The following is a 24949-nucleotide window of genomic DNA, read 5'->3' as shown; positions in this document are numbered from 1 at the left end:
CTACGTTAGTGAGCAGGAGGTGGCCGCGCAAGCGGGGGCAGGGGTTATTTGTGTATTTCTGTCGAATGGAAAAGATCGCAGCCTGCGGCAACGCCTGCATTGGATTGAGTACACCCTGCAGGAGCTGCCGAAGGCTGCGATCTTTTGCGCTTCAATCAGGCTTTTGGCGGGTTGATCTGCTGCACCAAGGCATACGCCTGCACCGTCGCCGGACGCTCCTTGATCCGGTTGAACCAGCGCAACACGTGCGGGAAGTCTTCAAGGTTCTGACTCTGCCACTTGTGCGAGACGATCCACGGGTAGATCGCCATGTCGGCGATGCTGTATTCGCTGCCGGCGACGAATTCGTGATCGGCCAGTTGCTTGTTCAACACGCCGTAGAGGCGCGCGGTTTCGTCGATGTAGCGTTTGATCGCGTAGGGAATTTTTTCCGCGGCGAACTGGCTGAAGTGATGATTCTGCCCGGCCATCGGCCCCAGGCCGCCCATCTGCCAGAACAACCATTGCAACGCGGTTTGCCGGCAGCGCAGGTCTTTGGGCAGGAATTTGCCGGTCTTCTCCGCCAGATACAGCAGGATCGCTCCGGACTCGAACAGCGACAGCGGCTCACCGCCATCGGCCGGTTCGTGGTCGACGATCGCCGGAATCCGATTGTTCGGCGCGATCTTCAGAAAGTGTGGCTGAAACTGCTCGCCCAGGCTGATGTTGATCGGATGCACCTTGTAAGGCAGGCCAGCCTCCTCGAGGAACAGCGAAATTTTGTGGCCGTTGGGGGTGGTCCAGTAATACAGATCGATCATTGCAAACTCCAGATCAACAATTGGCTTGGTTGCGTAGAGCAAACGCCGGCAGCAGGTGGTCCCGTGTGTTCGATAGCTTGCTTAATAAGTGCAGGTGATGCTGAACTGCGGAAAATTCAATGACCCCCGTGAGAAAAATCGCCATGGAGCTGAAGGCCAACGCGGCACTGATCATCATCGACCAGCAACAAGGCATCTTAGAGCCGCGCCTGGGGCGGCGGAATAATCCGCAGGCCGAAGAACGCATGCTCGATCTACTGAGGGCGTGGCGCAGCAGCGGGCGACCGGTGATTCATGTGCAGCATCTGTCGCATTCGCCGGATTCGGTGTTCTGGCCCGAACAACCGGGGGTGGAGTTTCAGCCACGGTTTGCGCCGCAGCAAGGCGAGTGGCTGATCCAGAAACGTGTGCCGGATGCGTTTTGTGCCACAGGGCTGGAATCTCAATTGCGTGAGGCGGGGATTGGGCAATTGATCATTGTTGGTGTAGCGACCAACAACTCGGTGGAATCCACGGCGCGCACGGCGGGCAATCTGGGGTTTGAGGCGTGGGTCGCGGAGGATGCGTGTTTCACCTTCGACAAGGCCGATTACTTCGGCACACCGCGCTCAGCCGAAGAGGTGCACGGGATGTCGCTGGGGAATTTGCAGGGGGAGTATGCGACGGTGGTTAGTGCGAAGCAGATTCTGGCGGCTGTCTGATCAGTTTGGGGTGAATGTGCCGGCCCTTTCGCGAGCAAGCCCGCTCCCACAGTCGACTGCGTTCAGTCAGCAGGAATGCGGTCGAATGTGGGAGCCGAAGAGGTGCACGGGATGTCGCTGGGGAATTTGCAGGGGGAGTATGCGACGGTGGTCAGTGCGAAGCAGATTCTGGCGGCTGTCTGAACAGTTTGGGGTGAATGTGCCGGCCCTTTCGCGAGCAAGCCCGCTTCCACAGTCGACTGCGTTCAGTCAGCAGGAATGCGGTCGAATGTGGGAGCCGAAGAGGTGCACGGGATGTCGCTGGGGAATTTGCAGGGGGAGTATGCGACGGTGGTCAGTGCGAAGCAGATTCTGGCGGCTGTCTGAACAGTTTGGGGTGAATGTGCCGGCCCTTTCGCGAGCAAGCCCGCTCCCACATTCGACCGCGTTCAGTCAGCAGGAATGCGGTCGAATGTGGGAGCGGGCTTGCTCGCGAAGGCGGCTTGTCAGGCGAAGAAGGACTTCACCTGAAACATCAAGCGCCGTGGCACTTCTTGAATTTCTTGCCGTTGCCGCACGGGCAAGGGTCGTTGCGGCCGACGTCTTTCAGGGCGTTGCGCACCGGTTCCTGGTGGGCGTGGCCGCAGTTCGGGCCGTGGACATGGCCATGGTCGTGATCGTGATGATGGTCATGATCGTGGTTGCAGTCAGGGCCATGGACGTGAGGTTGCTGAGTCATCGGTTGTGCTCCGGAATTAAATCGGCCGGGATTATCACGCCATTGCGCTCCAGGTGCACGTAGTGAGCGATGAATAAACCGGTTTCCATCTCGCCCTGCAGTTGATAAGGCACCTGCTGGTGCGGACTCTTGAGCATTTTCACCACGTCCTTCACTCGTGGCCACAGGTTGGTGCGGATCGGTATCCGGTAAAACGCGCTGCTTTTGGGGGGCACGGTGATCCAGTGTTCATGCTCGCCTTCGGCCAGCAACAGGTCTGCCAGATGAATGCGATATTCCATACCGCGCACGGTCAGGTCGCTGTCGTTGGGGTTGTCGATCCGAAAGTGCAGGATGAATTTCTGTTCGAGCAACTTGGCCCGCACCACCTCGACTTTCACCAGGTGCACGGCGGGGTCGAGGCTGTCGTCGCTGAACCACGAGGCGCAACCGCCGAGGTTCAGCAACAGCATCAACGTGAAGAACTGGAATGTGCGCCAACGACCGAGCATGGTTGAACTCCCTTTGCAGCCAGTCTAGACGCTAAAAAAATTGCAGGCCTATGCGCCGAAATACCCTGCACAGCACTTCTTGAACTTCTGCCCGCTTGCGCACGGGCAACTGTCATTGCGCCCCAGCTTCAACTGCACGGTCGGGTCGATGAAGTACCAGCGCCCGCTGTTTTGCACGAAAGATGAGCGCTCGCGGTGGCTGTGTTCGCCCTGACTGTCGTGCCAGCGCGCGGTAAAGGTGACAAAGGCGTGCTCGGGCTGGCCGCCGAACACTTCCGAGCTTTCGACCTCAAGACCGAGCCAGGTGCTTTGCGCGCTCCAGGCACTGATCGACTGGCGATCCAGACCCGCCTGCTGGGCGGGCAGGGTGGTGGCCACCAGATAATCGATCAGCCCCAGCACATAGGCGCTGTAGCGCGAACGCATCAGGGCTTCGGCGCACGGCGCGGGATGGCCTTCGTGATAGTGACCGCAGCAGGCCTCCAGCAGGTTGCCGCTGCCGCACGGGCAAATGGCTGTACTCATTGCATTACCACCAGTATTTCCCGAAGTTTTCCGGATTGGCCCAGAACCGCGAGTTGAGCCAGTCGGGGACTTGTTTGTAGTCAAGCAGATCGTAGGTGAACAGGGTCAGTACCTGCTCGTCACGCTGAAAACGTTCGCTGGCTTGCAGCGCCAGTGAATAGAAATCGGTCTCCTGCCAGCCGCTGGCCGGCAGGTCTGCCAGCACAGCGATGCGGCTGGCATTGAGGTTGCGGATCCCGCCAAGCAGATTCAGGCCGTCACGCTTGGGCAGATGCTCCAGGCAATCGACCACCAGCGCCAGATCGAAGCGCCGTGCCGCGAGTTCGGCGGGCAACGCACCGGGTTCGGCGTGGGCCACGCAGCAGTCCGGGTGCGCCTGCTTGAACGCGGCGAGCGCCGGAAATTCGCTGGCACCGATCAGCAGCAGACGCGCCGGTGCATAGCGATCCAGTAAAGCGGCCAGCGCCTGTTGCGGCGTGCGCGAAGAAATGGCGACGTTCATCGAAGCTCCTCAATCAGATCGCCAAGACTAGCGCGCCAGACGGATCCGGCCTAGACCCCGTTTTGTCGCGTATGGCAAAAGTGCCAAATCCCTGTGAACACGGTCCCAAATGACGCTGGCCTATTGCTGGCGGAGATTAAAACTCCGGTCTTTACTCCGTGAATCGGTTCTAAGCCGATCCCTCAGGAGAAAACCAGATGAGCATAGTTCGGACAGCGTTACCTTTGATTCTGCTAACCAGTGTGTTGACTGGTTGCGCAGGTTTGCAGAAAACCGACTGGCCGACCTGTGCGGCGGTCGGCGGTGTGGTCGGTGCGGGCCTCGGCGCGACGGAAAGTTCGGCGTGGGCCGGCTACGGCGCACTGTTGGTCGGCGGTACGGCAGCCGCCTATTGCTGGGTACACGGTGATGGCGACGAAGACGGTGATGGTGTGCCGGACAGTCGCGACAAGTGCCCGCACACCCCTCGAGGCGTGCAGGTCGATGCTGACGGCTGCCCTCCACCGGCCCCTGCACCTGTGGTAGAGGAGGCGGTCATTGTCAGGGAAGAAACCATCGTTATTCGTGATGTGCACTTCCAGTTCGACAAAGCCACCCTGACCGGTGCCGACAAACAGGTTCTGGACAAAGTCGCCGCGCGCCTGAAACAAGAGTCGTCGACGGCGCAACTGACCGTGACCGGCCACACCGACAGCGTCGGCAGCGATGCCTACAACAAGAAACTGTCGGATCGTCGCGCGCACTCGGTGGTGGAATACCTGATTTCGCAAGGTGTGCCGCGTGCCAGCTTCGTCTCGGTATCGGGCATGGGTGAAAGCCAGCCAGTGGCGGATAACAAAACCGCTGACGGCCGTGCACAAAACCGTCGTACCGAAATCAAAATCGTCCGCTAGCCCCTCTCGCATCCGCGGCTTGTGCAGTCGCGGATGCGGGTCTTTACTCCTGTGTAACCGGTATGGGCCGGTGACACAGGAGCTTTCACAATGACTGTTTTCTCAAGGTCCGTCTTGCCGGTGCTGCTGCTGGGCAGCTTGCTCACCGGTTGCGCCACTCATAGCGATGGCGATGCCCCGCTCAATCAACGTACATGGCCGATCTGCAGCCTCATTGGCGGCTTGGTCGGTGGTGGGCTCGGCGCGATTGAAAGTGGCGGCTGGGCCGGTGGCGGCGCAGCGCTGGGGATTCTGACTGGCGGACTGATCTGTTACGCCCAGGATGGCGATGAAGACGGCGATGGCGTGTTCGACCGTCGTGATCGTTGCCCGGACACACCGCCCAATACGCCGGTCGATCACCGTGGTTGCCCGTTGCCGCAATATCCTGTGACCGAAAAACCTGCGGAGCCTGTAGCGCCGCAAACCGAAGTCATCACCCTCAGCGATGCCGGCAATGTGTTGTTCGATTTCGACAAATCGGATCTGACCCCGGCAGCCAAAGCCCAGCTCGATACGCTGATGGACAAATTGCGCAACGCCGACGTGGTGAGCATCAAGGTTATCGGGCATACCGACAGCAAAGGTTCGGACGCCTATAACCAGGCGCTTTCCGAACGCCGCGCGAGCAGTGTTGCCGCCTACTTGCTGAGCCAGGGTCTGGCGCCGAACAAACTGACCAGTGAGGGACGCGGCGAGAGTGAGCCGGTGGCTGACAATGCGACCGAAGAAGGACGGGCGAAAAACCGTCGGGTCGAGTTGCATATCAATCGCTGAGACTTGTCTGTAGTCCGCAGACTAGAGCTGCCGGGCGACGATCATCGTCGATCCGGCAGCGATCCGACGACTGACAAAAGTTTTTTCTTTTGCCCCTCTGGCTTATCCCCCGTGTAAGCCGTTACTGTGCGCCCAAAGAATAATTCCGACACGGGGGAGCGTATGAAGGTTTTCTGGGGGCTGGGGCGTTTGCTGACCCTGCTGTTGTGGTGCGTGGTAGTGCTCAATCTGCTGATGCCGTTTGTGCATCCGCTGCATCTGCTGGTCAATCTGGCCGGCGGCTTGTTGCTGGCGCTGCATGTGCTGGAGTTGCTGTTCTCTCGCCTCGAGGGGCGTGCCAACCCGTGGCGTGACCGTCTGCTGATCCTGCTGTTTGGCGTATTCCACCTGCAAACCATCCCGGCCCCGGCCGCTCCGGAGGCTTCTTCCCATGCGTAAACTTTGCCTGCTCGCTGCATTCATCAGTCCCTTGGCCTGCGCCCAGGTGGTCAGTGTCGAAACCAATTCCCTGATGCGCCTGCCCAATACCGCCAGCACCTTGCAGCTGGAAAAACTCGAAGTCGCCGATTACGGCACTTTGCTGATTCCTGCCAATGTGACCGAACTGACCGTCGGCGAACTGCGCCTGGGCCATGAAGCACGCATCGCGATTGTTCCGAGCGAACAGGCGCTGGACATGAAAGTCATTCGTGCCGAACTGAGCGAAGGCAGCCTGATTACTGCACGCGGGGCACCGGGGACCTATGAAAAAGCCGCCCGTGCCGGGCGTAATCTGAATCTGCAGTTCAAGGCGTTGACCGCACCCAAGCTGTTTGTCGATGCCCGTGGCGGTACCGGCGCACCAGGTTTTGTCGGTCTGGATGGCGGCAACGGTGAAGATCCGGGCTGCACCTGGGGCGAAGCCGGACACGGTTTTGATGGCAGCAATGGCAGCGATGGCCAACCCGGTGCCCCGGGTGCGCTGGTGCGCCTGGAAGTGCCCCGCGAGTTTCCGGCCGAGCTGATCAAAGTCGACGTCGCTGGCGGCGCCGGTGGTCCGGCGGGTGTCGGCGGCAAGGCCGGCCAGGGCGGCAAGTCCAAGGGTTGCCTGGTGTACCGCGCTGATGGCGGCAAGAACGGCAAGGCCGGGGCTGATGGTCAGCCAGGGCCGGTGGGTGCGGCGGGCGCGGTGACCGTGCAACGCCTCTAAAACAGCGTATTTCTTAATTGTGGTGAGGGGATTTAGCGAAACGTCGCACCGCCCCGATGGGTCGCGTAGCGGCCCCATCCCAGATACCGCGCTTCATCAGATTGAACGCGCCAGCTGATTTGGGGCTGCTGCGCAGCCCGGCGGGAGCAAGCTCCCTCGCCACAAATAGTGCCTGTCGTCAGCGGGTCAGAACATCGGCCGCGCCGCCGCAATCGCCACCAGCACCAACCCGACAATCAGATTGATCCCCACCACCCGGCGAATCCGCCCCAGCACCGCCGCACCCGCGGGCCAGTCTTTCGCCTCCACCGCTTTGCGCAACTCCGGCAGCATCAGGCCCTGAATCCGAATAAACAGCGCCGTCATCACCACATACAGCCCGATCATCACTTGCACATACTTAGGCGCGGTCTCGAAGCCGATGTGCTGCAAATGCAACATGCCGACGCCGCTGATCGGCAACAGGATCACCGCGACCCAGACCCAGCGGAAAAAACCTTGAAACACTTCCACCCACAAGGTCAGGCGGGCAGGGCCGTCGAGAGCCTTCACCGCCGCCGGGCGCAGGACCATCCAGGCGAAAAACATGCCGCCGACCCAGACCAGGGCGGACAAGACATGCAGCGGATAAACGAGGCTAAAAGGTGTCATTGGGGCACTCCGTTCTGCGCGGGATTAATTAGCGGGGTATGATAGCCGCCGTTGGGGGGCGTTCTCGATCAGTTTCCGCGCCGCGCCGGGCCTGCTGTTGTGCAGGGCAAGGCGCGAGAAGCGTGGTTTGGTCATTCCAAATAAGCTTCGAGCAACGCAGCCCTGCACAACAGCAGGCCCGGCCCTTCGGGTTGTGCCTTAAAGCGGGCCAGCCTGCGTTGCAGGCCTTGGAAAGGGAACAACCATTTCCAGCGGCCTGCGCCTTGCCTGGCCCGCTTTAAGGCAACAACGCGGCGTGGAAACTGATCGAGAACGCCCCCCTAAACCACTGAAAATTTATCCAGCGTTTTTTGCGCCCGACAATCAATGATCAGCACTGAACTCAAAACCACGATCCAGGGCGCCTATTCGCGTTTTCTTGAAGCCAAGAGCCTCAAACCGCGTTATGGCCAGCGCCTGATGATCGCTGAAATCGCCAAAGTCCTCGGGGATATCGACACCGACGACGAAGGCCGGCGCAGTGGCGACCCCGCAATTGTCGCGGTGGAAGCCGGCACCGGTACCGGCAAGACCGTGGCCTACAGCCTGGCGGCAATCCCCACCGCGAAGCTGGCCGGCAAGCGCCTGGTGATCGCTACCGCGACCGTGGCCCTGCAAGAGCAGATCGTCTACAAGGATTTGCCCGACCTGATGCGCAACAGCGGGCTGAACTTCAGTTTCGCGCTGGCCAAGGGCCGTGGCCGCTACATGTGCCTGTCCAAGCTCGACATGTTGTTGCAGGAAGGTCATGCGCAAACCGCCACCGCCCAGCTGTTCGAAGAAGAAGGCTTCAAGATCGAGGTCGACGAGGCCAGTCAGAAGCTGTTCACCAGCATGATCGAGAAGCTTGCCGGCAATAAGTGGGACGGCGACCGTGACAGCTGGCCAAACGCGCTGGAAGATGCCGACTGGGCGCGCCTGACCACCGATCACAGCCAGTGCACCAACCGTCATTGCCCGAACTTCGGCCAGTGCGCGTTCTACAAGGCGCGCGAAGGCATGGGCAAAGTCGACGTGATCGTCACCAACCATGACATGGTGCTGGCTGACCTGGCCCTCGGCGGCGGTGCGGTGCTGCCCGATCCGCGCGACACCATTTATGTGTTCGACGAAGGCCACCACCTGCCGGACAAGGCCATCGGCCACTTCGCCCACTACACGCGCCTGCGTTCCACCGCCGACTGGCTGGAAACCACCGCGAAGAACCTCACCAAACTGCTGGCCCAGCATCCGTTGCCGGGGGATCTCGGCAAGCTGATCGAGCAGGTGCCGGAGCTGGCGCGGGAGATCAAGACCCAGCAGCAGTTCATGTTCACCGCGTGCGAGCAGATCGCCGATTTCAAGCCCGGCGAAGACGTCGAAGGTCGCGAGCGGCCACGCCATCGTTTCGTCGGCGGGGTGATTCCCGAGCACATGCGCGAGATGGGCATCGAGCTGAAGAAGGGCTACTCGCGGCTCAACGATCTGTTCACCCGTCTGACCGACCTGCTCAAGGAAGGCATGGACGGCGAGGTCAACATCGGCATTGCCAGCAATCAGGCCGAGGAGTGGTATCCGCTGTTCGGCAGCCTGTTGTCCCGGGCTTCGGGCAACTGGGAGTTGTGGACTGCATTTACCGCCGAAGACCCGGAAGACAGCCCGCCGATGGCGCGCTGGCTGACACTGGCCGAAAGCGGTTCGCTGTTCGATATCGAGGTCAACGCCAGCCCGATTCTCGCTGCAGAAACCTTGCGTCGCAGCCTGTGGAACGTGGCTTACGGCTGCCTGGTGACCTCGGCAACCTTGACGGCACTGGGCACCTTCGACCGTTTCCGCATGCGCGCCGGTCTGCCGAAAAAAGCGGTCACTGCCGTGGTGCCGAGCCCGTTCCATCATGCCGACGCCGGCGTACTGCGGGTGCCGGATCTGAAGGCCGACCCACGCGACGCCGCGGCTCACACCGCCGCGATCATCCGCGAATTGCCGGATCTGGTCGAAGGCTCGCGCGGCACGCTGGTGCTGTTCTCCTCGCGCAAACAGATGCAGGACGTGTTCGATGGCCTCGACCGCGACTGGCGCAAGCAAGTGTTCATTCAAGGCAACCTGTCGAAACAGGAAACCCTGAACAAACATAAGGCGCGGGTCGATGGCGGTGATTCCAGCGTGCTGTTCGGCCTCGCCAGTTTCGCCGAAGGGGTGGACTTGCCCGGGGCCTATTGCGAGCACGTGGTGATCGCCAAGATCCCGTTCTCAGTGCCGGACGATCCGGTCGAGGCGGCGCTGTCGGAGTGGATCGAGGCCCGTGGCGGCAATCCGTTCATGGAAATTTCGGTGCCCGACGCTTCGCTGAAACTGGTCCAGGCCTGCGGGCGCCTGCTGCGTACCGAAGAAGACCGCGGCACCATCACTTTGCTCGATCGGCGACTGGTCACCCAGCGCTACGGCAAGGCGATCCTCAATGCGTTGCCGCCATTCCGTCGTGAAATATCCTGAGACAACGGTGGGCAGTTTTGCCCGCCGCGTTGTCTATCTCTCCGCCATCGCTTTTCCATTGGCCTTTTGGTCGTTAGGGAGAACTCCGTTCTTATGATTCGCCGCTCGTTGCCTGCCGTGTTTGCCTTGATCTTCGCCGCCCCGTTGTTGGCGGCGCCTGCCGGTCAGCAGACCCTGTTCAACTTCGTCCGTCCTGCCGACGTGGTGAAAGTCGTCACCGAAAACACTGACCTGCCACAAGCCAACGCCGAGCAAACCCCGGAAGGTGAAGTGCTGCGCCGGGTGACGTTCAACCCGGTAGCCCGTCCGACCCTGCGCCTGACCCCGCAGACCGGCGCCTGGGACTGGTCGCAGTCGGGCATGATGAGCCTGCGTCTGCAGAGCGCAATGAACTGGGCCGTGACGGTTTACGTGCAAATCCAGAGCAACAACGGCCAGACGCTGACCAGCCGCGTCGACTTGCCGGCCGGACCCGCGCAAACCCTGCTGGTGCCGTTGGTGGCGACTTCGCCGCTGAGCCAGGGCATGAAGGCCGGGCCGCCGATGCCGATGACCGTCGATGGTCAGCGGATTCTGCTGGCCAGCAGCAGCGGTGAACTGGACCGCAGTCAGGTGGTGTCGGTGAGCCTGTGGATGGATCAGCCGAAAGCCGCTCAGAGCCTGCTGCTCGAGCGTTTCGGCGTGCAGGACGGCGATGCCGTGACTCAGGCCGTGTATGGCAATCTGGTGGACGCTTACGGGCAGTCGACCCGCAGCAAATGGCCGGAAAAAATCAGCAACGATGAACAACTGAAAGCCGCCGCCGCCAAGGAACAGCAACAGCTGAAAACCTGGCTGGCCGAGCGCGAAAAGTCTTCGCTGGACAAATTCGGTGGCTGGAACCAAGGCCCGGCGTTCAAGGCCAGCGGCTTTTTCCGCACTGAAAAGCGTGACGGGCGCTGGTATCTGGTGACGCCGGAAGGGCATCCGTTCTATTCGCTGGGGGTCAACACCGTCAGCCCGCAGGTCAACCAGACCTACGTCGCCGGGCGTGAGTGGATGTTCGAATCGCTGCCAAAACCAGACGAGCCACTTGCCAGCCATTTCGGCGAAGGCGACAACCGTGGCGGCAACGGTGCCGATCAGGGCCGTGGCTACAACGCCGGGCGCTGGTACGATTTCTACGGCGCCAACCTGCAACGCCTGTACGGCGAACCTTGCGCAGCGCAGGCACCCGCCGAACCGGCAGCCGAGCCGACGAGCGCCGCGCCATGCAAAGCCACGGTCGATGAGCAGAAGTGGGCCGCGCACACCCTTGATCGTCTGCAAGCCTGGGGTTTCAACACGGTTGGCAACTGGAGTGCCGATTCGCTGGGCGACGCTGAGCGGGTGCCGTACACCTTGCCGCTGTCGATCGTCGGCGACTACACCAGCATCAGCACCGGCACAGACTGGTGGGGCGGCATGCCTGACCCGTTCGACCCGCGTTTCGCCATGGCTACCGAGCGTGCCGTGGCCATCGCTGCCCGTGATCACCGCGATGATCCGTGGTTGATCGGTTACTACGCCGACAACGAACTGGCCTGGGCCGGTCCCGGCGACGATCCGCAGTCGCGCTACGCCCTGGCCTACGGCACGTTGAAAATGACCACCGACGTGCCAGCCAAGCGCGCGTTCCTCAAGCAACTGCGCGACAAGTACCGCAACCAGGAAGGTCTGTCGAAAGCGTGGGGCATTGATCTGCCGGCGTGGGAGTTGATGGAAGACCCGGGTTTCGTGCCGCCGATGCCGAATCCGGAGCATCCGGAAATCGAAAACGACTTCAAATACTTCCAGAAGGTGTTCGCCGATACCTACTTCAAGACCATCTCTGACTCGTTGAAATGGCACGCGCCGAATCAGTTGCTGCTCGGCGGCCGTTTCGCCACCAGCACCCCGGAAGCGGTAGCGTCCTGCGCGCAGTATTGCGACGTGTTGAGCTTCAATATGTACACGCTGAAGCCGCAGGACGGGTATGACTTCGCCGCCTTGCACGCCCTCGACAAACCGGTGCTGATCACCGAATTCAATTTCGGTTCGGCTGACCGTGGGCCGTTCTGGGGCGGCGTAACGCAACTGGCACGGGAAGAAGATCGCGGCCCGGCCTATGCCAACTTCCTCAAACAGGCGTTGAACGAACCGTCGATCGTCGGCGTGCACTGGTTCCAGTATCTGGATCAACCGGCGACCGGACGCCTGCTCGACGGCGAGAACGGGCACTTCGGTCTGGTGGGGATTACCGATCTGCCGTATCAGGGCTTTGTCGAGGCGGTGCGCAAGAGCAACCTGCAGGCGCTTGATCAGTTGGGCAAAGAAGCCGAAAAAGCCGCTGCGCCGGCGCATGAAGCTGAAGGCGGCAGACGGGGCGAGGCCGGCAAAGGGCCTGGCGCCGGGCATGCGGGCGGGCATTCAGGGAATGGGCACTAAGCCTCGGAACGAGCTATCGTTCTTCGCGAGCGGGCTCGCTCCCACACTGGATTTGTGGTGTTCATGAATCTGCTGTGCGAGCAGGCCTTTTGGCGATGGCATCAGTCGTATGCCACAACATCAACCGTCTAGCCTGCGGCTGTTCCCAAATCCCTCAAGGACTGGAACAATGCCGACCAATTTGTAGCGTGTTTTTGCGGGGGAGTTGCGGGTGCAGATTCAGGGACATTACGAGCTTCAATTCGAAGCGGTGCGCGAGGCATTCGCGGCACTGTTCGACGATCCCCAGGAACGCGGCGCAGCGTTGTGCATCAAGGTCGGCGGAGAAACCGTCCTCGACCTCTGGTCCGGTACCGCCGACAAGGACGGCACCGAGGCCTGGCACAGCGACACCATCGCCAACCTGTTCTCTTGCACCAAGACTTTCACCGCCGTTGCGGCGCTGCAACTGGTGGCCGAAGGCAAATTGCAGTTGGATGTTCCGGTTGCCCGCTACTGGCCGGAGTTCGCGGCGGCCGGCAAGGAATCGGTCACCCTGCGCCAGTTGCTCAGCCATCGGGCCGGTTTGCCGGCCCTGCGTGAACTGCTCGCCCCCGAAGCCCTTTATGACTGGCAAACCATGGTCGATGCCCTGGCGGCCGAAGCGCCGTGGTGGACGCCGGGTGAGGGGCACGGCTATGCCGCGATCACTTACGGCTGGCTGATCGGCGAGTTGTTGCGCCGCGCAGACGGTCGCGGGCCGGGGGAATCGATCGTGGCCCGCGTGGCCAAGCCATTGGGCCTGGATTTTCATGTCGGTCTGGCTGACGAAGAGTTTTACCGCGTGGCGCACATCGCCCGGGGCAAGGGCAACGTCGGCGACGCCGCGGCCCAGCGCCTGTTGCAAGTGACCATGCGTGAACCCACGGCCATGACCACTCGTGCATTCACCAATCCGCCCTCGGTGCTCACCAGTACCAACAAGCCGGAATGGCGACGCATGCAACAACCGGCGGCCAATGGCCACGGCAATGCGCGCAGCCTGGCGGGTTTTTACGCCGGATTGCTCGACGGCAGCCTGCTTGACGGCGAAATGCTCAACGAGCTGACACGCGAGCATAGCCTCGGCGAAGACAAGACCCTGCTGACCCGAACCCGTTTCGGTCTGGGCTGCATGCTTGATCAACCCGATGTGCCGAACGCGACTTATGGTCTGGGCCCACGGGCGTTTGGCCATCCGGGCGCCGGGGGTTCCATCGGATTTGCAGACCCGGAGCACGATGTTGCTTTTGGTTTTGTGACAAATACCCTGGGGCCGTACGTCTTGATGGACCCTCGTGCGCAGAAACTGGCGCGGGTACTTGCCACTTGTCTGTAATGCTTTACTTCAGGCTCCAGGTATGGAGCCTGTTTTTGTTTTTCGATGCAAAACGTCTATTTATCCGGGCAAAAGAGCTCTGATTCAATTACTTCATATTGGGGATTTTCAATGTCATATAAAAACACTCTTGCCCTGGCCGCCCTGTGTGTTGCAATTACCGGATGTGCGCAGACCCCTAAAAATGATGCGGACGGCGGCAATTGGTGGTCGTTCGGCTCTTCCGATAAAGCAGCGGCCAAAGATCCAGTATCGGCGCCAGCTCCAGCTCCAGCGACAGCGTCTGCATCTGCAAAGGCACCGGCTCCAGCAGCCCCAGCCCCAGCCCCGTTGAAGCCTGCCGCCACCGCACCCGTGGCCAAGGCTGAAAGCAGCAGCCCTTGGTACTGGCCGTTCGGCGGTTCGGACAACTCGGCCGCCAAGGCTGATGTGAAATCCGACGTCAAAGCTGAAGTGAAGCCTGAGGCGAAACCCGACGCCAAGCCGGCTGTAGTCGCCAACGCCAACGCCAACGCTGACACAGGCACCAAGTGGTGGTGGCCGTTCGGCAAGCAGCAGAGCACTGCCAAAGATCAGGTGGCCGCCAAAGTCGTACCGATGCCGGATCCGAAGGTCACTCAAGCCTGGCTTGACGATTATGAGCCGCGTCTGCGTGCCGCCATCAAAGGCAGCAACCTGCAGTTCGAACGTCGTGAGAACGTGCTGGTGCTGATCGCACCGGTTGAAGGCTCGTTCAACCCGAAACGTCCGGCCATGCTGCTCCCGGTTACCCTGAGCCCGTTCACCAACGTCGCCAAAATCCTCGAAGCCGATCCGAAAACGGCGATCCTGGTACTCGGTCACAGCGACAGCTCGGGCGTCGCGGCGGATAACACCAAGCTCAGCCTGGAACGCGCCCAATCGGTGGCCGCGATCTTCCGTCTCAGCGGCCTGCAACGTGACCGCCTGATGCTGCGTGGCATGGGGGCCGACGCTCCGCGCGCGGCTAACGACAGTGTTGAAGGCCGTGCCTTGAACCGTCGTATCGAGCTGCTGGTTACACCGCAGAACACCATGGTTGCGCTGTTGAGCAAGTACAACATGCCAGCTCCGGCACCGGTGACTCTGGTTGCCGCGCAGGACGTCAAGCCAGTCGACAAGCCGGTAACGCCAGCGCCTGCCGCGAAGAAAGCCGCGGCATCGGCGACTAAAAAGGCTCCAGCGAAAAAAGCTGCAGCCAAAGCACCTGCGAAGAAGGCTCCAGCCAAGACTCCGGTGAAGAAAACCGAGCCGGCCAAAGCCGCAGCGACCGACAAGAAGGTCGCTGCCACCGATGCTGCCAAGCAGTGATCCGTTAACGAAAAGGAATGCGCCATGACTCAGGCTCTGGCTGATATGCGTCGTGATTACACCCGGGATGGCCTGACCGAGGCGCAAGCCCCGGGCGAGCCGTTCGCGCTGTTTCACCAGTGGTTTGCCGACGCGGTGAAAACCGAACAGGCGCCGGTGGAGGCCAACGCGATGACCCTGGCCACGGTCGATGCGGATGGGCGTCCGCATTGTCGCATTCTGCTGCTCAAGGGCCTGGACGCGCAGGGCTTCACCTTTTTCACCAACTACGACAGTGCCAAGGGGCAGCATCTGGAGGCGAATCCTTTCGCGGCCATGACGTTTTTCTGGCCAACCCTGGAGCGCCAGGTGCGTATTGAGGGGCGGGTGGTGAAGGTCACGCCTGAAGAGTCCGACGCGTATTATCAAGTGCGTCCGCTGGGCAGCCGGCTCGGCGCCTGGGCTTCGCCGCAGAGCCGGGTGATCAACGGCCGTGGCGAGCTAGAGGATTTGCTCAAGGCCACCGAGCAACGCTTCAGCGATACTCAGCCTGACTGCCCGGAGCACTGGGGCGGCTATCGCCTGCTGCCTGAGCGCATCGAGTTCTGGCAGGGCCGTCCAAGTCGTCTGCATGATCGCCTGAACTATCGTCAGCAGGGCGCCAACTGGATTCTTGAACGTCTGGCGCCTTAAGCAGTCTACCGAGCGGGATAGCCTGCCGCAGCGGCCTCAAGCCACTTCGGCAGATCCTGTCGTTTGATTTTCTGCGAGCGGGCATGGGCCAGCTGTTCGAGCATGAAGGCGCGTTTGCCGTCATCATTGCCCGCCAGGGATAGTGCAAGATCACGATCCATCCAGCGTTTGATCCGCACGTACAGCCACCCGTGGAAGTACAAACCGGCAACGGTGGTGACGAAAATGATCACGTAATCCATGAAAAATCCTTGGATCGGCAGGGCGGGTTGGGCGATTTGGCGCTACTGTTGGGTGGGCGGCAGGTGGCTGTACCGGGCCTGAATAAAATCAAGTTTATCCCGGCCGCGTCGTGACAGGCGTCAAGCTGCGGGGTTTAATGAATACATGTTCTTTTGGAGTTGATGCTATGCGTAAGTCTGTTCTGCTGGTTGCTTCCTTTTCCACGATGGCGATGTTGCTGACCGGCTGCCAGTCGAGCCTGACCGGTGACTCCTACTCCCGTGACGAAGCGCGTCGCGTGCAGACGATTCGCATGGGCACCATCGAATCCCTGCGTCCGGTGAAAATCGAAGGCACCAAGACCCCGATCGGCGGTGTCGCCGGTGCAGTGGTCGGTGGTGTCGGCGGCAGCGCCATCGGCGGCGGTCGCGGCAGCGCCGTGGCTGCGGTCATCGGCGCGGTAGCCGGTGGTCTGCTGGGCTCGGCCGCTGAAGAAGGCATGACCCGCACCCAAGGCGTTGAAATCACCGTGCGCGAAGACGACGGCAGCATGCGTGCCTACGTGCAACAGGTCCAGGAAAACGAAGTGTTCCGTGTCGGTGAGCGCGTGCGCATCTCCACCGTCGGTGGCACCAGCCGCGTTTCGCACTAAGCGGAAACGAGCGGTAAAAGAAAACCCCGATCAGGTGACTGGTCGGGGTTTTTTGTTTGTTTCAATTCGCCTGATCAGTGCTGGGCACAGGTGCCCATGAAATACTCCAGACCCTTCGGGAAGCTGACGTTCAGAAGGACTTCCAATGCGCTTACTTGATCCCGGCTCAATAACAATTCTCCAGGCTCCAGCTCGTTAAGCGGCTTGGATTCAATGAGCTGTGCAACCTTTTCATTCATTTCGCTATCGTTGATATCCATTTCAAACTGTAGCGAGCTGTCTTGGATTTCGTCAGGGTAAAACCCGGTTATTGAAAGGTAACGCATGTTTTAGTCCCTTAATTTCTAGAGGTTCTTCTATCCGGCTCGGCGGGCCCGGTTTGTTCGCCAGTAATATGATTGAACTCACCCAAATGAGTGGTTCCCAGTTTGTCGTATTTTTCTACAGCATTGCTTTTGTAATCCCATTCATAGATCCGACCTTTGCGGTCTACCCAGCGTGCTCGCCGCTTTCCTCCACCCTGAACCGATGACTTGGACTTCACTCTGACCGCATCAGGAAACGCAGGTAGCGTCTTTGGGTGGTCGTAGTAGGCATGGTCGCGAGCTCGACTGAGCACAATGTAAACCGGCTTAACCCCCGAATCCGCCGGAAACACCAAAATGAAATCCCGATACTCCGGCGGATAAACCGGGTTCACCAGAATCCCGTCCGCCGCTTTCGTCGGTGGGTACACCCAAATATGCGGGGCCTGCGGAGCAACCTCCAGCGCCGGAATGCCGAGAATGTCGGAGCCGTCCACGGCGGGCGTCCAGATCAGTTCGATGCCTTCGCCGAGGTCTGCGACAAAGCGGTTATCACGTGCGGTGAACTGCGCGACATCGACCATTTCCCAGTCGCGATTCTTGCCGGTGTAGAAACCATAACCCTTGAGGCTGCCGTCGGCCTGTTGTTCGACATGCAGGCGCACGCGGGTTCGAGCCTGTTTGAGGGCGAGCAACTGGTCTTCGGTGTAGAGGGCGCTGTCGCCCAGGTTCGATGGCATGAGCAACGCCACCAGCCCGACCAAAGGGGTCACAACGGCGGTGGACGCGATGGCGGGCAATGCCTTGAACGCCTCACCCGCAAGGGCGAAGGTGCCCAGGCCTGCCGGGATGGCAGTGCCGCTGATTTTCTTGAGTGGAACGCCGCCGCTGTCATCGGCTTCACGGCCGCCGAGCAGGAGCAGATCTCCGTAATCTTTCAGGCTGTCGGTGGGGACCATCCCCGAAGGATTCGAGTAATCGATGATCGCGTCCGGCAATTTGCAGGACTTGGCGAACACGCACCCGGCACGCACGGGATCAGGCTTTTTGGCCACCATCTCGCGGCTGCGCTCGAAGGCCTCCTGCCGCGCCAGCATGGCGTCGTATGCGTTTTGTCGAGCGTCGCGCTCGGCCAGTTCAGTGGCCGTCATATAGCGGTAGGTGACGTGATGACCGTCGCCCGCCGGCGGGTTGGGAACCCGGGGAATGTCCTTGTTGCGAGCCACTGAGCGTCCTTTCGTTCATCCATCGACAACCCTTCGAAAGGGCTGTGCGACGTTAACGAAGCAGACAAAGGGTGGCTGTAGGACGCATCTCTAATGGGCTGGGGATTGTTCGCTATTTGTCAGACAAGCCAGGCCTGTGGTGAGGCGATTTATCTCCGGGATTGTTCGCTGGTTTTCAGACGAGCCTGGACTTGTGGCGAGGGAGCTTGCTCCCGCTGGGCTGCGCAGCAGACCCGGGATATTGGGATCGCTTCGCGCTCCAGCGGGAGCAAGCTCCCTCGCCACAACGAGCCCATTCAAAGGTTCTATGCAGGTGAATTTGCGTTATGGCGACTCGCCGCCGCCGTCACCGCATACCCGATCAACGCCGCTAGAATCGAACCGGTCAGAATGCCCATCCGATCCATGCCGGCGTAGTCGCTCACGCCAGGTTCAAAGGCCAGCGAGCCGACAAACAGGCTCATGGTGAAACCGATGCCGCAGAGGATCGCCACGCCCAGCACCTGACCCCAATTGGCACCTTGGGGCAGAGCGGCGATGCCGATTTTCACCGCCAGCCAGGTCAGGCCGAACACACCGACGGTTTTGCCCAGCAGCAAGCCGATGGCGATCCCCATGGGGACGTGATGGGTGAAGCTTTCGATGGTCACCCCACTCAGCGACAGCCCGGCGTTGGCGAAGGCGAACAGCGGCAGAATGCCGTACGCCACCCACGGATGCAGCGCGTGTTCGAGGGTCATCAATGGCGAGGGTTCGGCATTTTTCGTGCGCAGCGGGATGCAGAACGCCAGCGTGACCCCGGCCAGTGTCGCGTGAACCCCGCTCTTGAGCACGCACACCCACAGGATCAGACCGATGATCATGTACGGGCCGAGCTTGACCACGCCGAGCCGGTTCATCGCCACCAGCGCTGCGATGCATGCCGCCGCCAGGCCCAGCGACAGGCTCGAGAGTTCGCCGGAATAGAAGACCGCGATGATCACGATGGCGCCGAGGTCGTCGATGATCGCCAGCGTCATCAGAAACAGTTTCAGCGACACCGGCACACGCTTGCCCAGCAGCGCCAGTACGCCGAGAGCGAAGGCGATGTCGGTGGCGGTGGGAATCGCCCAGCCGTTCAGGGCGGGCGGGTTGTCGCGGTTAAGAAACCAGTAAATCAATGCCGGTACGACCATGCCGCCGACCGCCGCTGCCCCCGGCAGGACGATCTGCGACGGTTTCGACAGCTGCCCGTCGAGCACTTCGCGCTTCACTTCCAGACCGATCAGCAGGAAGAACAGTGCCATCAGGCCGTCGTTGATCCACAGCAGCAGCGGCTTGGCGATTTTCAGCGCACCGATCTGCGTCACCACCGGAGTGTCGAGAAAACCGGTGTACAGCCATGACAGCGGTGAGTTGTTGATGATCAGGGCGAGGATGGCGGCGGCAATCAATAGCAAGCCGCTGGCCGCTTCCAGCTGAAAGAAACGGGTAAAGGTTCTGCGCAGCGGCAAGGTCACTCTCCATCTACATGGCAAAAGGTCGGACATCCACTTGCACAGAGCCTAGCAGTTGGCGGATATATTGAGGCTCAGCTGTATCTGTGAGGCCTGTAGGTTTTTTCCTATGCTTGGCGGCTGAGCCTGTGACGAGGCAATTTCTGCCCGAATCAACGAGAGCATGATCATGAGCGACAACCGCCAGTGGGCCCGCGAAGCCATCCGCATTATCGAAGCGGACTTCCAGCGCAGCGCCGACACCCATCTGATCCCCTTGCCGCTACCGGGTTTCCCGGGTATCGAGTTGTATTTCAAGGATGAGTCCAGTCATCCCACCGGCAGCCTCAAGCATCGCCTGGCGCGGTCGTTGTTCCTGTATGCGTTGTGTAACGGCTGGCTCAAGCCCGGCGCGCCGGTGATCGAGGCGTCCAGCGGTTCGACGGCGATTTCCGAGGCGTATTTCGCGCGCATGCTCGGTTTGCCGTTCATTGCGGTGATGCCGGCGACCACCTCGAAAGAGAAGATTGCGCAGATCGCTTTCTACGGTGGCCAGAGCCATCTGGTAAAGGATCCGACGCAGATTTACGCCGAATCCGAACGTCTGGCCCGCGAGCATGGCGGCCATTTCATCGACCAGTTCACCTATGCCGAGCGGGCTACCGACTGGCGGGCGAACAACAACATCGCCGAGTCGATCTTCCAGCAGATGCGTTTCGAGCAACATCCCGAACCGAGCTGGCTGATTTCCAGCCCCGGCACCGGCGGCACCACCGCGACCCTGGGTCGTTACGTGCGTTATCGCCAGCATTGCACCCGGGTGTTGTGCGCCGACGCCGAGCGTTCGGTGTTTTTCGATTACTACCAGACTGGCGACGCCAGTCTGCGCCTGGATTGCGGTTCGCGAATTGAAGGCATTGGCCGGCCACGGGTCGAGGCGTCGTTCCTGCCCAAGGTGATCGATGCGATGGTCAAGGTGCCGGACGCCTTGTCGCTGGCGGCCATGCATTATCTGGCGCAGCGTCTGGGACGGCATGTCGGCGGGTCGAGCGGTACCAACCTGATCGGCGCACTGATGGCTGCGCAACAGATGAAAGCGGCGGGGGAGTCGGGGTCGATCGTGGCGATACTGTGCGATGGTGGCGAGCGGTATGCCGACACCTATTACGATCAGGCCTGGCTGAAGGCTCAGGGCTATGAGCTGGAGGGGTTGATGGCGGCGGTGGCGGCGAGCGCCGAGAAAGGCGAGGCGCTGCCGACTTCAGTGCTGCGCGCCAATATCTAAAGCCGAACGCGGAAACCAATGTGGGAGCGGGCTTGCTCGCGAATGCGTCGGGTCAGTCAACATCTTCGTCGACTGACACACTGCATTCGCGAGCAAGCCCGCTCCCACAGGAGGTTGCTGTTACTGCAAAACAGAGGTATCAGGCTTCCAGACCGAGAATGTCGCGCGCCACCGCTTCCGCGATACGAATCCCATCGACACCCGCCGACAGAATCCCGCCCGCATAACCCGCGCCTTCACCCGCCGGGAACAGACCTTTGACGTTCATGCTCTGCAGCGACTCGTTACGCGTGATGCGCAGCGGCGACGAGGTGCGAGTTTCGATGCCGGTCAACACCGCATCGTGCAGCGAGTAACCGCGAATCTGCTTCTCGAACGCCGGCAACGCTTCACGAATCGCTTCGATGGCAAAGTCCGGCAGCGCCAGGGCCAGGTCGCCCAGGGCTACGCCCGGTTTGTACGACGGCTCGACTTCGCCCAGTTCGGTCGACGGGGTGCCATTGATGAAGTCGCCGACCAGTTGCGCCGGGGCCTTGTAGTCGCTGCCGCCGAGGATGAACGCGTGGGATTCCAGACGTTCCTGCAACTCGATACCGGCCAGCGGGCCGCCCGGGTAATCGACTTCCGGGGTGATGCCGACGACGATCCCGGAGTTGGCGTTGCGCTCGTTACGCGAGTACTGGCTCATGCCGTTGGTGACCACGCGGTTCGGCTCGGACGTCGCCGCCACTACGGTGCCGCCCGGGCACATGCAGAAGCTGTAGACCGAACGGCCGTTCTTGGCGTGGTGCACCAGTTTGTAGTCGGCAGCACCGAGTTTCGGGTGGCCGGCGTACTTGCCCAACCGCGCACGGTCGATCAGCGACTGCGGGTGTTCGATGCGGAAACCCACCGAGAACGGCTTGGCTTCCATGAACACGCCACGGCTGTGGAGCATGCGGAAGGTGTCACGGGCACTGTGGCCGAGGGCCAGAACCACGTGTTTCGAATGCAGGGTTTCGCCGCTCGCCAACTCGACGCCGACCAGTTGGCCGTCTTCGATCAGCACATCGGTCACGCGCTCCTGGAAGCGCACTTCGCCACCCAGGGCGCGGATCTCTTCACGCATGGTCTCGACCATGCCGGTCAGACGGAACGTACCGATGTGCGGTTTGCTGACGTAGAGGATTTCTTCCGGCGCGCCGGCCTTGACGAACTCGTGCAGGACTTTACGGCCAAGGAACTTCGGATCCTTGATCTGGCTGTACAGCTTGCCGTCAGAGAACGTGCCCGCGCCGCCTTCGCCGAACTGCACGTTGGACTCGGGGTTGAGCACGCTTTTACGCCACAGACCCCAGGTGTCCTTGGTGCGCTGACGGACTTCGGTGCCACGTTCGAGGATGATCGGCTTGAAGCCCATCTGGGCCAGCAGCAGGCCGGCGAAGATCCCGCACGGGCCGAAACCGACCACGATCGGGCGCTGGCTCAGGTCGCTCGGCGCCTGACCGACGAATTTGTAGCTGACATCCGGCGCCACGTTGACGTTACGGTCGTCGGCGAACTTGCCCAGCACCTTGGCCTCGTCGCGCACGTTGAGGTCGATGGTGTAGATGAAGCACAGTTCGGAGGACTTTTTTCGCGCGTCGTAGCTGCGCTTGAACAAGGTGAAATCGAGCAAGTCATCGCTGGCGATGCCCAGGCGCTGCACGATGGCGGCACGCAGGTCTTCTTCGGGATGGTCGATTGGCAGCTTGAGTTCGGTGATTCGTAACATGGCGAGGATCCGGATTCGCGGGGCGCACAACTGCGCCAGGGCGTTTGAAGGCCGCGATTATAAGCCGCAAAGGCCGGATCCGGTGAGGCTAAAACGCTCAGTCGTTACGCGATCCGCCGAAATACCCGCAACCACGCTCGACCTTGCCGTCGATGCGCAGTTCGGCGCTCATGTGCTGCACGCTGCCGGTGCTGCTGTCGACACAGCGCTGCGGCGCGACCCACAACTCGATGCGCTGGTTGTTGGCTTCGCTGCTGAGGTTGAAGCGACCGTCGCCCAGTTGCTCTTCAACATAAGGCACGGCCAGTGCCGGCTGGCCTTCACGATCGATGACCATGCCCTTGCCGCTGACTTTGACGTTCCACTCGGGACCGTGGCCGGCGGCACGCAGGATCAACAGTTTGAAATTCGGGTCATCGCACGCGGTGCCGGAGCGCTCGACGCGATACAACTGGCCAAGGTCGAGGCGGTCGCCGGCGATCTTCCCGCGCACATCGGCAAACAGCTTGCCCTGCTGATCGGCGAGGGTCGCAGCCTCTTGCAGCACGCTGGTGCCGCCGATGTCGTTGACCACGTACTGACGCTGTTCGCCACACGGCTGGAACACCAGTTTGCCGTCGGCCGCCGTCAACTGCCCCTGCATCCGGGACTGCCCGACGTGGGAAGCACTTTCACGCGGGCCATCGAGCAATTGGCAGGCGGCGAACAACGGCAGCAGGGCAACAACGATCAACGAACGGGCAACACGCATCTTCGGCTCTCCAGACAAGTGCCGCCACGTTACGCAGGCTGACCGTTGATCACAAGGGTTTAGCCCACGTGAAAGGTCTGACCGGTTTGCAGGCCTTCGACGCTTTTGGCGTAGGCCAATGCCACATCGGCTGCCGGAACCGGCTTGTAGCCACGGAAGTACGGGGCGTAGCTGCCCATGGCTTCCAGCAGCACGGTCGGGCTGATCGAGTTGACGCGCAAGCCACGCGGCAATTCGATGGCGGCGGCTTTGACGAAACTGTCCAGGGCGCCGTTGACCAGTGCTGCCGAGGCGCCGGAGCGGATCGGGTCGTGGCTGAGCACGCCGGTGGTGAAGGTGAACGAGGCGCCGTCGTTGGCATATTCGCGGCCGATCAGCAGCAGGTTGACCTGGCCCATCAGCTTGTCTTTCAGGCCCAGGGCGAAGCTGTCGGCGTTCATCTCGCCCAGTGGGGCGAAGGTCACGTTGCCGGCGGCGCAGACCAGCGCGTCGAACTTGCCGGTCTGCTCGAACAGCTTGCGAATCGACGCGCTGTCGCTGATGTCTACCTGGAAATCGCCGCTGTTGCGACCGATACGAATGACTTCGTGACGCTGGCTCAGCTCTTTATCCACGGCCGAACCGATGGTGCCGGCGGCACCGATCAACAGAATCTTCATGGGCTGTTCCTCAATGGGTTGAATGAGGTTTCAGTCTAGAGTGGTTTTTTCTGCGGATAAGCGCACTAATAGGCAACCTTTGGTTTTCAAATGGAAACAATCCATGAGCGAAATGGATGATCTGGCGGCGTTTGCGGTGTTGATCGAGGCCGGCAGTTTTACCCTGGCGGCGCAGCAACTGGGTTGCAGCAAGGGCCAGTTGTCCAAACGCATCAGTCAGCTGGAAGCACAGTTTTCCGTGGTGCTGCTGCAACGCACGACGCGCCGTCTGAGCCTGACTGCCGCCGGCGCCGCTTTGCTGCCGCAGGCGCAAGCGCTGGTCGTTCAGGTGGAGCGCGCGCGTCAGGCATTGGCGCGCTTGAAGGACGACATGGCCGGGCCGGTGCGGATGACGGTACCGGTGTCGCTGGGGGAAACGTTTTTCGATGGCCTGCTGCTGGAGTTCTCGCAGAAATACCCCGAGGTGCAGATCGAGCTGGAGCTGAACAACAGTTATCGCGACCTGTCCCGGGATGGCTTTGATCTGGCTATCCGCAGCGAAGTGGCCAATGACGAACGGCTAGTGGCCAGGCCACTGCTGGCGTGGCAGGAAATGACCTGCGCCAGCCCGGCGTATCTTGAGCAGTTCGGCGAACCTCTGAGCCCGCAGGAGCTGGTCGAGCACCGTTGCCTGCTCAACAGTCACTACAGTGGTCGCGAGGAATGGCTGTATCACCAACAGCACGAATTGCTGCGGGTGCGGGTGTCGGGGCCGTTCGCCAGCAACCATTACAACCTGCTGAAGAAAGCCGCACTGGCCGGCGCTGGTATCGCCCGTTTGCCGTCGTATCTGCTGCAAACGGAATTGGCTGACGGTCGGTTGCGCTGGCTGCTGCGCGACTTTCAGACGCGCCGGATGCCGATGTATCTGGTGCATCCTTATCAGGGCGGTTTGCCCAAACGCACGCAAGTGCTGGCGGATTATCTGATTGGCTGGTTCAAGCGCAGCGGCGAGGCGCTGGATCGACTTCAGCGCTAACTC

Annotated in this window: 26 protein-coding genes and 1 pseudogene; 14 read left to right on the top strand and 13 right to left on the bottom strand. The window is 61.1% G+C overall.

All coding sequences use genetic code 11. The annotated features are described in order from the left end of the window. Positions 1 to 155 precede the first annotated feature (155 nt). Positions 156 to 800, bottom strand: a complete 645-nt coding sequence (locus tag JFU48_RS00965; RefSeq protein WP_201135632.1) for a glutathione binding-like protein — start codon at positions 798 to 800, stop codon at positions 156 to 158. 143 nt (positions 801 to 943) lie between these two features. On the opposite strand from JFU48_RS00965, the gene JFU48_RS00960 reads away from it, so the two are divergent. Both JFU48_RS00960 and JFU48_RS29875 read left to right on the top strand, forming a co-directional pair. Beyond that, positions 944 to 1501, top strand: coding sequence for a cysteine hydrolase family protein (locus JFU48_RS00960; protein WP_201137041.1), 558 nt, complete (start codon positions 944 to 946; stop codon positions 1499 to 1501). A 93-nt stretch (positions 1502 to 1594) separates the two neighbouring features. Further along, positions 1595 to 1684: pseudogene (locus JFU48_RS29875) on the top strand (cysteine hydrolase); the annotation flags it as partial. Between the two features lie 331 nt (positions 1685 to 2015). Here JFU48_RS29875 and JFU48_RS00955 read toward each other — a convergent pair. Genes JFU48_RS00955 through JFU48_RS00940 form a run of 4 tightly spaced genes read right to left on the bottom strand, consistent with a single transcriptional unit; the run spans position 2016 to position 3737 of the window. Next, the gene (locus JFU48_RS00955) at positions 2016 to 2219 is read right to left on the bottom strand and encodes an SEC-C metal-binding domain-containing protein (RefSeq protein WP_003198420.1); all 204 of its coding nucleotides are present in this window, start codon (positions 2217 to 2219) and stop codon (positions 2016 to 2018) included. After that, entirely contained in the window at positions 2216 to 2710 is a 495-nt protein-coding gene (locus JFU48_RS00950) for an LEA type 2 family protein (protein ID WP_201135631.1), read from the bottom strand. Before JFU48_RS00950 ends, JFU48_RS00955 begins: the two co-directional genes overlap by 4 nt. A gap of 48 nt (positions 2711 to 2758) precedes the next feature. Further along, entirely contained in the window at positions 2759 to 3235 is a 477-nt protein-coding gene (locus JFU48_RS00945) for a YchJ family protein (protein ID WP_003222334.1), read from the bottom strand. Between the two features lie 4 nt (positions 3236 to 3239). Continuing rightward, a complete protein-coding gene (locus tag JFU48_RS00940) occupies positions 3240 to 3737 on the bottom strand; it encodes a DUF6231 family protein (protein WP_041070621.1) in 498 nt (165 codons plus the stop codon). Positions 3738 to 3934: 197 nt separating this feature from the next. On the opposite strand from JFU48_RS00940, the gene JFU48_RS00935 reads away from it, so the two are divergent. From JFU48_RS00935 to JFU48_RS00920, 4 genes are all read left to right on the top strand, one after another. Further along, a complete protein-coding gene (locus JFU48_RS00935; RefSeq protein WP_201135630.1) occupies positions 3935 to 4630 on the top strand; it encodes an OmpA family protein in 696 nt (231 codons plus the stop codon). A 90-nt stretch (positions 4631 to 4720) separates the two neighbouring features. Continuing rightward, entirely contained in the window at positions 4721 to 5446 is a 726-nt protein-coding gene (locus JFU48_RS00930) for an OmpA family protein (RefSeq protein WP_201135629.1), read from the top strand. Positions 5447 to 5608: 162 nt separating this feature from the next. Beyond that, a complete protein-coding gene (locus JFU48_RS00925) occupies positions 5609 to 5884 on the top strand; it encodes a DUF1145 domain-containing protein (protein WP_201135628.1) in 276 nt (91 codons plus the stop codon). Continuing rightward, on the top strand, positions 5877 to 6635 hold the full coding sequence (locus tag JFU48_RS00920; RefSeq protein WP_103522356.1) for a collagen-like triple helix repeat-containing protein: 759 nt from the start codon (positions 5877 to 5879) through the stop codon (positions 6633 to 6635). The genes JFU48_RS00925 and JFU48_RS00920 overlap by 8 nt, the downstream gene beginning before the upstream one ends. A 186-nt stretch (positions 6636 to 6821) precedes the next feature. Here the strand turns inward: JFU48_RS00920 and JFU48_RS00915 are convergent, their stop codons facing one another. Beyond that, entirely contained in the window at positions 6822 to 7286 is a 465-nt protein-coding gene (locus JFU48_RS00915) for a DUF2269 family protein (protein ID WP_003222340.1), read from the bottom strand. A 366-nt stretch (positions 7287 to 7652) separates the two neighbouring features. Between JFU48_RS00915 and dinG the strand changes: the two genes are divergently transcribed. The 5 genes from dinG to pdxH all read left to right on the top strand — a co-directional run bounded on the left by dinG (position 7653) and on the right by pdxH (position 15600). Then, the gene (gene dinG, locus JFU48_RS00910; protein WP_003222341.1) at positions 7653 to 9797 is read left to right on the top strand and encodes an ATP-dependent DNA helicase DinG; all 2145 of its coding nucleotides are present in this window, start codon (positions 7653 to 7655) and stop codon (positions 9795 to 9797) included. 93 nt (positions 9798 to 9890) lie between these two features. Continuing rightward, positions 9891 to 12242 carry a beta-galactosidase gene (locus tag JFU48_RS00905; RefSeq protein ID WP_201135627.1) on the top strand — a complete coding sequence of 784 codons (2352 nt, stop codon included), beginning with the start codon at positions 9891 to 9893 and terminating at the stop codon, positions 12240 to 12242. Positions 12243 to 12453: 211 nt separating this feature from the next. Continuing rightward, positions 12454 to 13599: a serine hydrolase domain-containing protein gene (locus tag JFU48_RS00900; protein WP_103485724.1), complete on the top strand. Its 1146-nt coding sequence runs from the start codon at positions 12454 to 12456 to the stop codon at positions 13597 to 13599. 111 nt (positions 13600 to 13710) lie between these two features. Continuing rightward, complete coding sequence (locus tag JFU48_RS00895; protein ID WP_201135626.1) at positions 13711 to 14928, top strand: OmpA family protein; 1218 nt, start codon at positions 13711 to 13713, stop codon at positions 14926 to 14928. Between the two features lie 24 nt (positions 14929 to 14952). Next, a complete protein-coding gene (gene pdxH / locus JFU48_RS00890) occupies positions 14953 to 15600 on the top strand; it encodes a pyridoxamine 5'-phosphate oxidase (RefSeq protein ID WP_201135625.1) in 648 nt (215 codons plus the stop codon). Positions 15601 to 15605: 5 nt separating this feature from the next. On the opposite strand, the gene JFU48_RS00885 is transcribed toward pdxH, so the two are convergent. Then, on the bottom strand, positions 15606 to 15842 hold the full coding sequence (locus JFU48_RS00885) for a hypothetical protein (RefSeq protein ID WP_103485726.1): 237 nt from the start codon (positions 15840 to 15842) through the stop codon (positions 15606 to 15608). A gap of 167 nt (positions 15843 to 16009) precedes the next feature. Here JFU48_RS00885 and JFU48_RS00880 point away from each other — a divergent pair, with 167 nt between their 5' ends. Continuing rightward, positions 16010 to 16474 carry a glycine zipper 2TM domain-containing protein gene (locus tag JFU48_RS00880; RefSeq protein ID WP_003222347.1) on the top strand — a complete coding sequence of 155 codons (465 nt, stop codon included), beginning with the start codon at positions 16010 to 16012 and terminating at the stop codon, positions 16472 to 16474. A gap of 74 nt (positions 16475 to 16548) precedes the next feature. On the opposite strand, the gene JFU48_RS00875 is transcribed toward JFU48_RS00880, so the two are convergent. From JFU48_RS00875 to nhaA, 3 genes are all read right to left on the bottom strand, one after another. Beyond that, a complete protein-coding gene (locus JFU48_RS00875) occupies positions 16549 to 16800 on the bottom strand; it encodes a pyocin S6 family toxin immunity protein (RefSeq protein ID WP_103485727.1) in 252 nt (83 codons plus the stop codon). Between the two features lie 11 nt (positions 16801 to 16811). Beyond that, positions 16812 to 18005: an S-type pyocin domain-containing protein gene (locus JFU48_RS00870; protein ID WP_201135624.1), complete on the bottom strand. Its 1194-nt coding sequence runs from the start codon at positions 18003 to 18005 to the stop codon at positions 16812 to 16814. Between the two features lie 305 nt (positions 18006 to 18310). Beyond that, positions 18311 to 19498, bottom strand: a complete 1188-nt coding sequence (gene nhaA / locus JFU48_RS00865) for a Na+/H+ antiporter NhaA (RefSeq protein WP_201135623.1) — start codon at positions 19496 to 19498, stop codon at positions 18311 to 18313. Between the two features lie 169 nt (positions 19499 to 19667). On the opposite strand from nhaA, the gene JFU48_RS00860 reads away from it, so the two are divergent. Next, on the top strand, positions 19668 to 20765 hold the full coding sequence (locus tag JFU48_RS00860) for a PLP-dependent cysteine synthase family protein (RefSeq protein ID WP_177434737.1): 1098 nt from the start codon (positions 19668 to 19670) through the stop codon (positions 20763 to 20765). 139 nt (positions 20766 to 20904) lie between these two features. On the opposite strand, the gene JFU48_RS00855 is transcribed toward JFU48_RS00860, so the two are convergent. From JFU48_RS00855 to JFU48_RS00845, 3 genes are all read right to left on the bottom strand, one after another. Then, on the bottom strand, positions 20905 to 22518 hold the full coding sequence (locus JFU48_RS00855; RefSeq protein WP_135295099.1) for an NAD(P)/FAD-dependent oxidoreductase: 1614 nt from the start codon (positions 22516 to 22518) through the stop codon (positions 20905 to 20907). A 97-nt stretch (positions 22519 to 22615) separates the two neighbouring features. Continuing rightward, positions 22616 to 23269, bottom strand: coding sequence for a COG3650 family protein (locus JFU48_RS00850; RefSeq protein ID WP_103485731.1), 654 nt, complete (start codon positions 23267 to 23269; stop codon positions 22616 to 22618). 59 nt (positions 23270 to 23328) lie between these two features. Continuing rightward, positions 23329 to 23928: a short chain dehydrogenase gene (locus tag JFU48_RS00845; protein WP_003222362.1), complete on the bottom strand. Its 600-nt coding sequence runs from the start codon at positions 23926 to 23928 to the stop codon at positions 23329 to 23331. Between the two features lie 103 nt (positions 23929 to 24031). Here JFU48_RS00845 and JFU48_RS00840 point away from each other — a divergent pair, with 103 nt between their 5' ends. Continuing rightward, complete coding sequence (locus JFU48_RS00840; RefSeq protein ID WP_201135622.1) at positions 24032 to 24946, top strand: LysR family transcriptional regulator; 915 nt, start codon at positions 24032 to 24034, stop codon at positions 24944 to 24946. Positions 24947 to 24949 lie beyond the last annotated feature (3 nt).

The sequence above is a fragment of the Pseudomonas sp. TH49 genome (assembly GCF_016650625.1).
Lineage (GTDB): Bacteria > Pseudomonadota > Gammaproteobacteria > Pseudomonadales > Pseudomonadaceae > Aquipseudomonas > Aquipseudomonas fluorescens_H.
The sequence above is the reverse complement of the archived record's forward strand: the minus strand, read 5'-3'. Positions and strand labels throughout refer to the sequence as shown.

Bases quoted from the DNA above. Each gene is read 5' to 3' on its own strand.
- JFU48_RS00850 (WP_103485731.1), bottom strand. From the start codon at position 23,269: ATGCGTGTTGCCCGTTCGTTGATCGTTGTTGCCCTGCTGCCGTTGTTC.
- JFU48_RS00905 (WP_201135627.1), top strand. From the start codon at position 9,891: ATGATTCGCCGCTCGTTGCCTGCCGTGTTTGCCTTGATCTTCGCCGCC.
- JFU48_RS00950 (WP_201135631.1), bottom strand. From the start codon at position 2,710: ATGCTCGGTCGTTGGCGCACATTCCAGTTCTTCACGTTGATGCTGTTG.
- JFU48_RS00855 (WP_135295099.1), bottom strand. From the start codon at position 22,518: ATGTTACGAATCACCGAACTCAAGCTGCCAATCGACCATCCCGAAGAA.
- JFU48_RS00935 (WP_201135630.1), top strand. From the start codon at position 3,935: ATGAGCATAGTTCGGACAGCGTTACCTTTGATTCTGCTAACCAGTGTG.
- JFU48_RS00955 (WP_003198420.1), bottom strand. From the start codon at position 2,219: ATGACTCAGCAACCTCACGTCCATGGCCCTGACTGCAACCACGATCAT.
- dinG (WP_003222341.1), top strand. From the start codon at position 7,653: ATGATCAGCACTGAACTCAAAACCACGATCCAGGGCGCCTATTCGCGT.
- JFU48_RS00885 (WP_103485726.1), bottom strand. From the start codon at position 15,842: ATGGATTACGTGATCATTTTCGTCACCACCGTTGCCGGTTTGTACTTC.
- JFU48_RS00965 (WP_201135632.1), bottom strand. From the start codon at position 800: ATGATCGATCTGTATTACTGGACCACCCCCAACGGCCACAAAATTTCG.
- pdxH (WP_201135625.1), top strand. From the start codon at position 14,953: ATGACTCAGGCTCTGGCTGATATGCGTCGTGATTACACCCGGGATGGC.
- JFU48_RS00915 (WP_003222340.1), bottom strand. From the start codon at position 7,286: ATGACACCTTTTAGCCTCGTTTATCCGCTGCATGTCTTGTCCGCCCTG.
- JFU48_RS00895 (WP_201135626.1), top strand. From the start codon at position 13,711: ATGTCATATAAAAACACTCTTGCCCTGGCCGCCCTGTGTGTTGCAATT.
- JFU48_RS00920 (WP_103522356.1), top strand. From the start codon at position 5,877: ATGCGTAAACTTTGCCTGCTCGCTGCATTCATCAGTCCCTTGGCCTGC.
- JFU48_RS00880 (WP_003222347.1), top strand. From the start codon at position 16,010: ATGCGTAAGTCTGTTCTGCTGGTTGCTTCCTTTTCCACGATGGCGATG.
- JFU48_RS00960 (WP_201137041.1), top strand. From the start codon at position 944: ATGGAGCTGAAGGCCAACGCGGCACTGATCATCATCGACCAGCAACAA.
- JFU48_RS00840 (WP_201135622.1), top strand. From the start codon at position 24,032: ATGAGCGAAATGGATGATCTGGCGGCGTTTGCGGTGTTGATCGAGGCC.
- JFU48_RS00875 (WP_103485727.1), bottom strand. From the start codon at position 16,800: ATGCGTTACCTTTCAATAACCGGGTTTTACCCTGACGAAATCCAAGAC.
- JFU48_RS00930 (WP_201135629.1), top strand. From the start codon at position 4,721: ATGACTGTTTTCTCAAGGTCCGTCTTGCCGGTGCTGCTGCTGGGCAGC.
- JFU48_RS00845 (WP_003222362.1), bottom strand. From the start codon at position 23,928: ATGAAGATTCTGTTGATCGGTGCCGCCGGCACCATCGGTTCGGCCGTG.
- JFU48_RS00945 (WP_003222334.1), bottom strand. From the start codon at position 3,235: ATGAGTACAGCCATTTGCCCGTGCGGCAGCGGCAACCTGCTGGAGGCC.
- JFU48_RS00925 (WP_201135628.1), top strand. From the start codon at position 5,609: ATGAAGGTTTTCTGGGGGCTGGGGCGTTTGCTGACCCTGCTGTTGTGG.
- JFU48_RS00940 (WP_041070621.1), bottom strand. From the start codon at position 3,737: ATGAACGTCGCCATTTCTTCGCGCACGCCGCAACAGGCGCTGGCCGCT.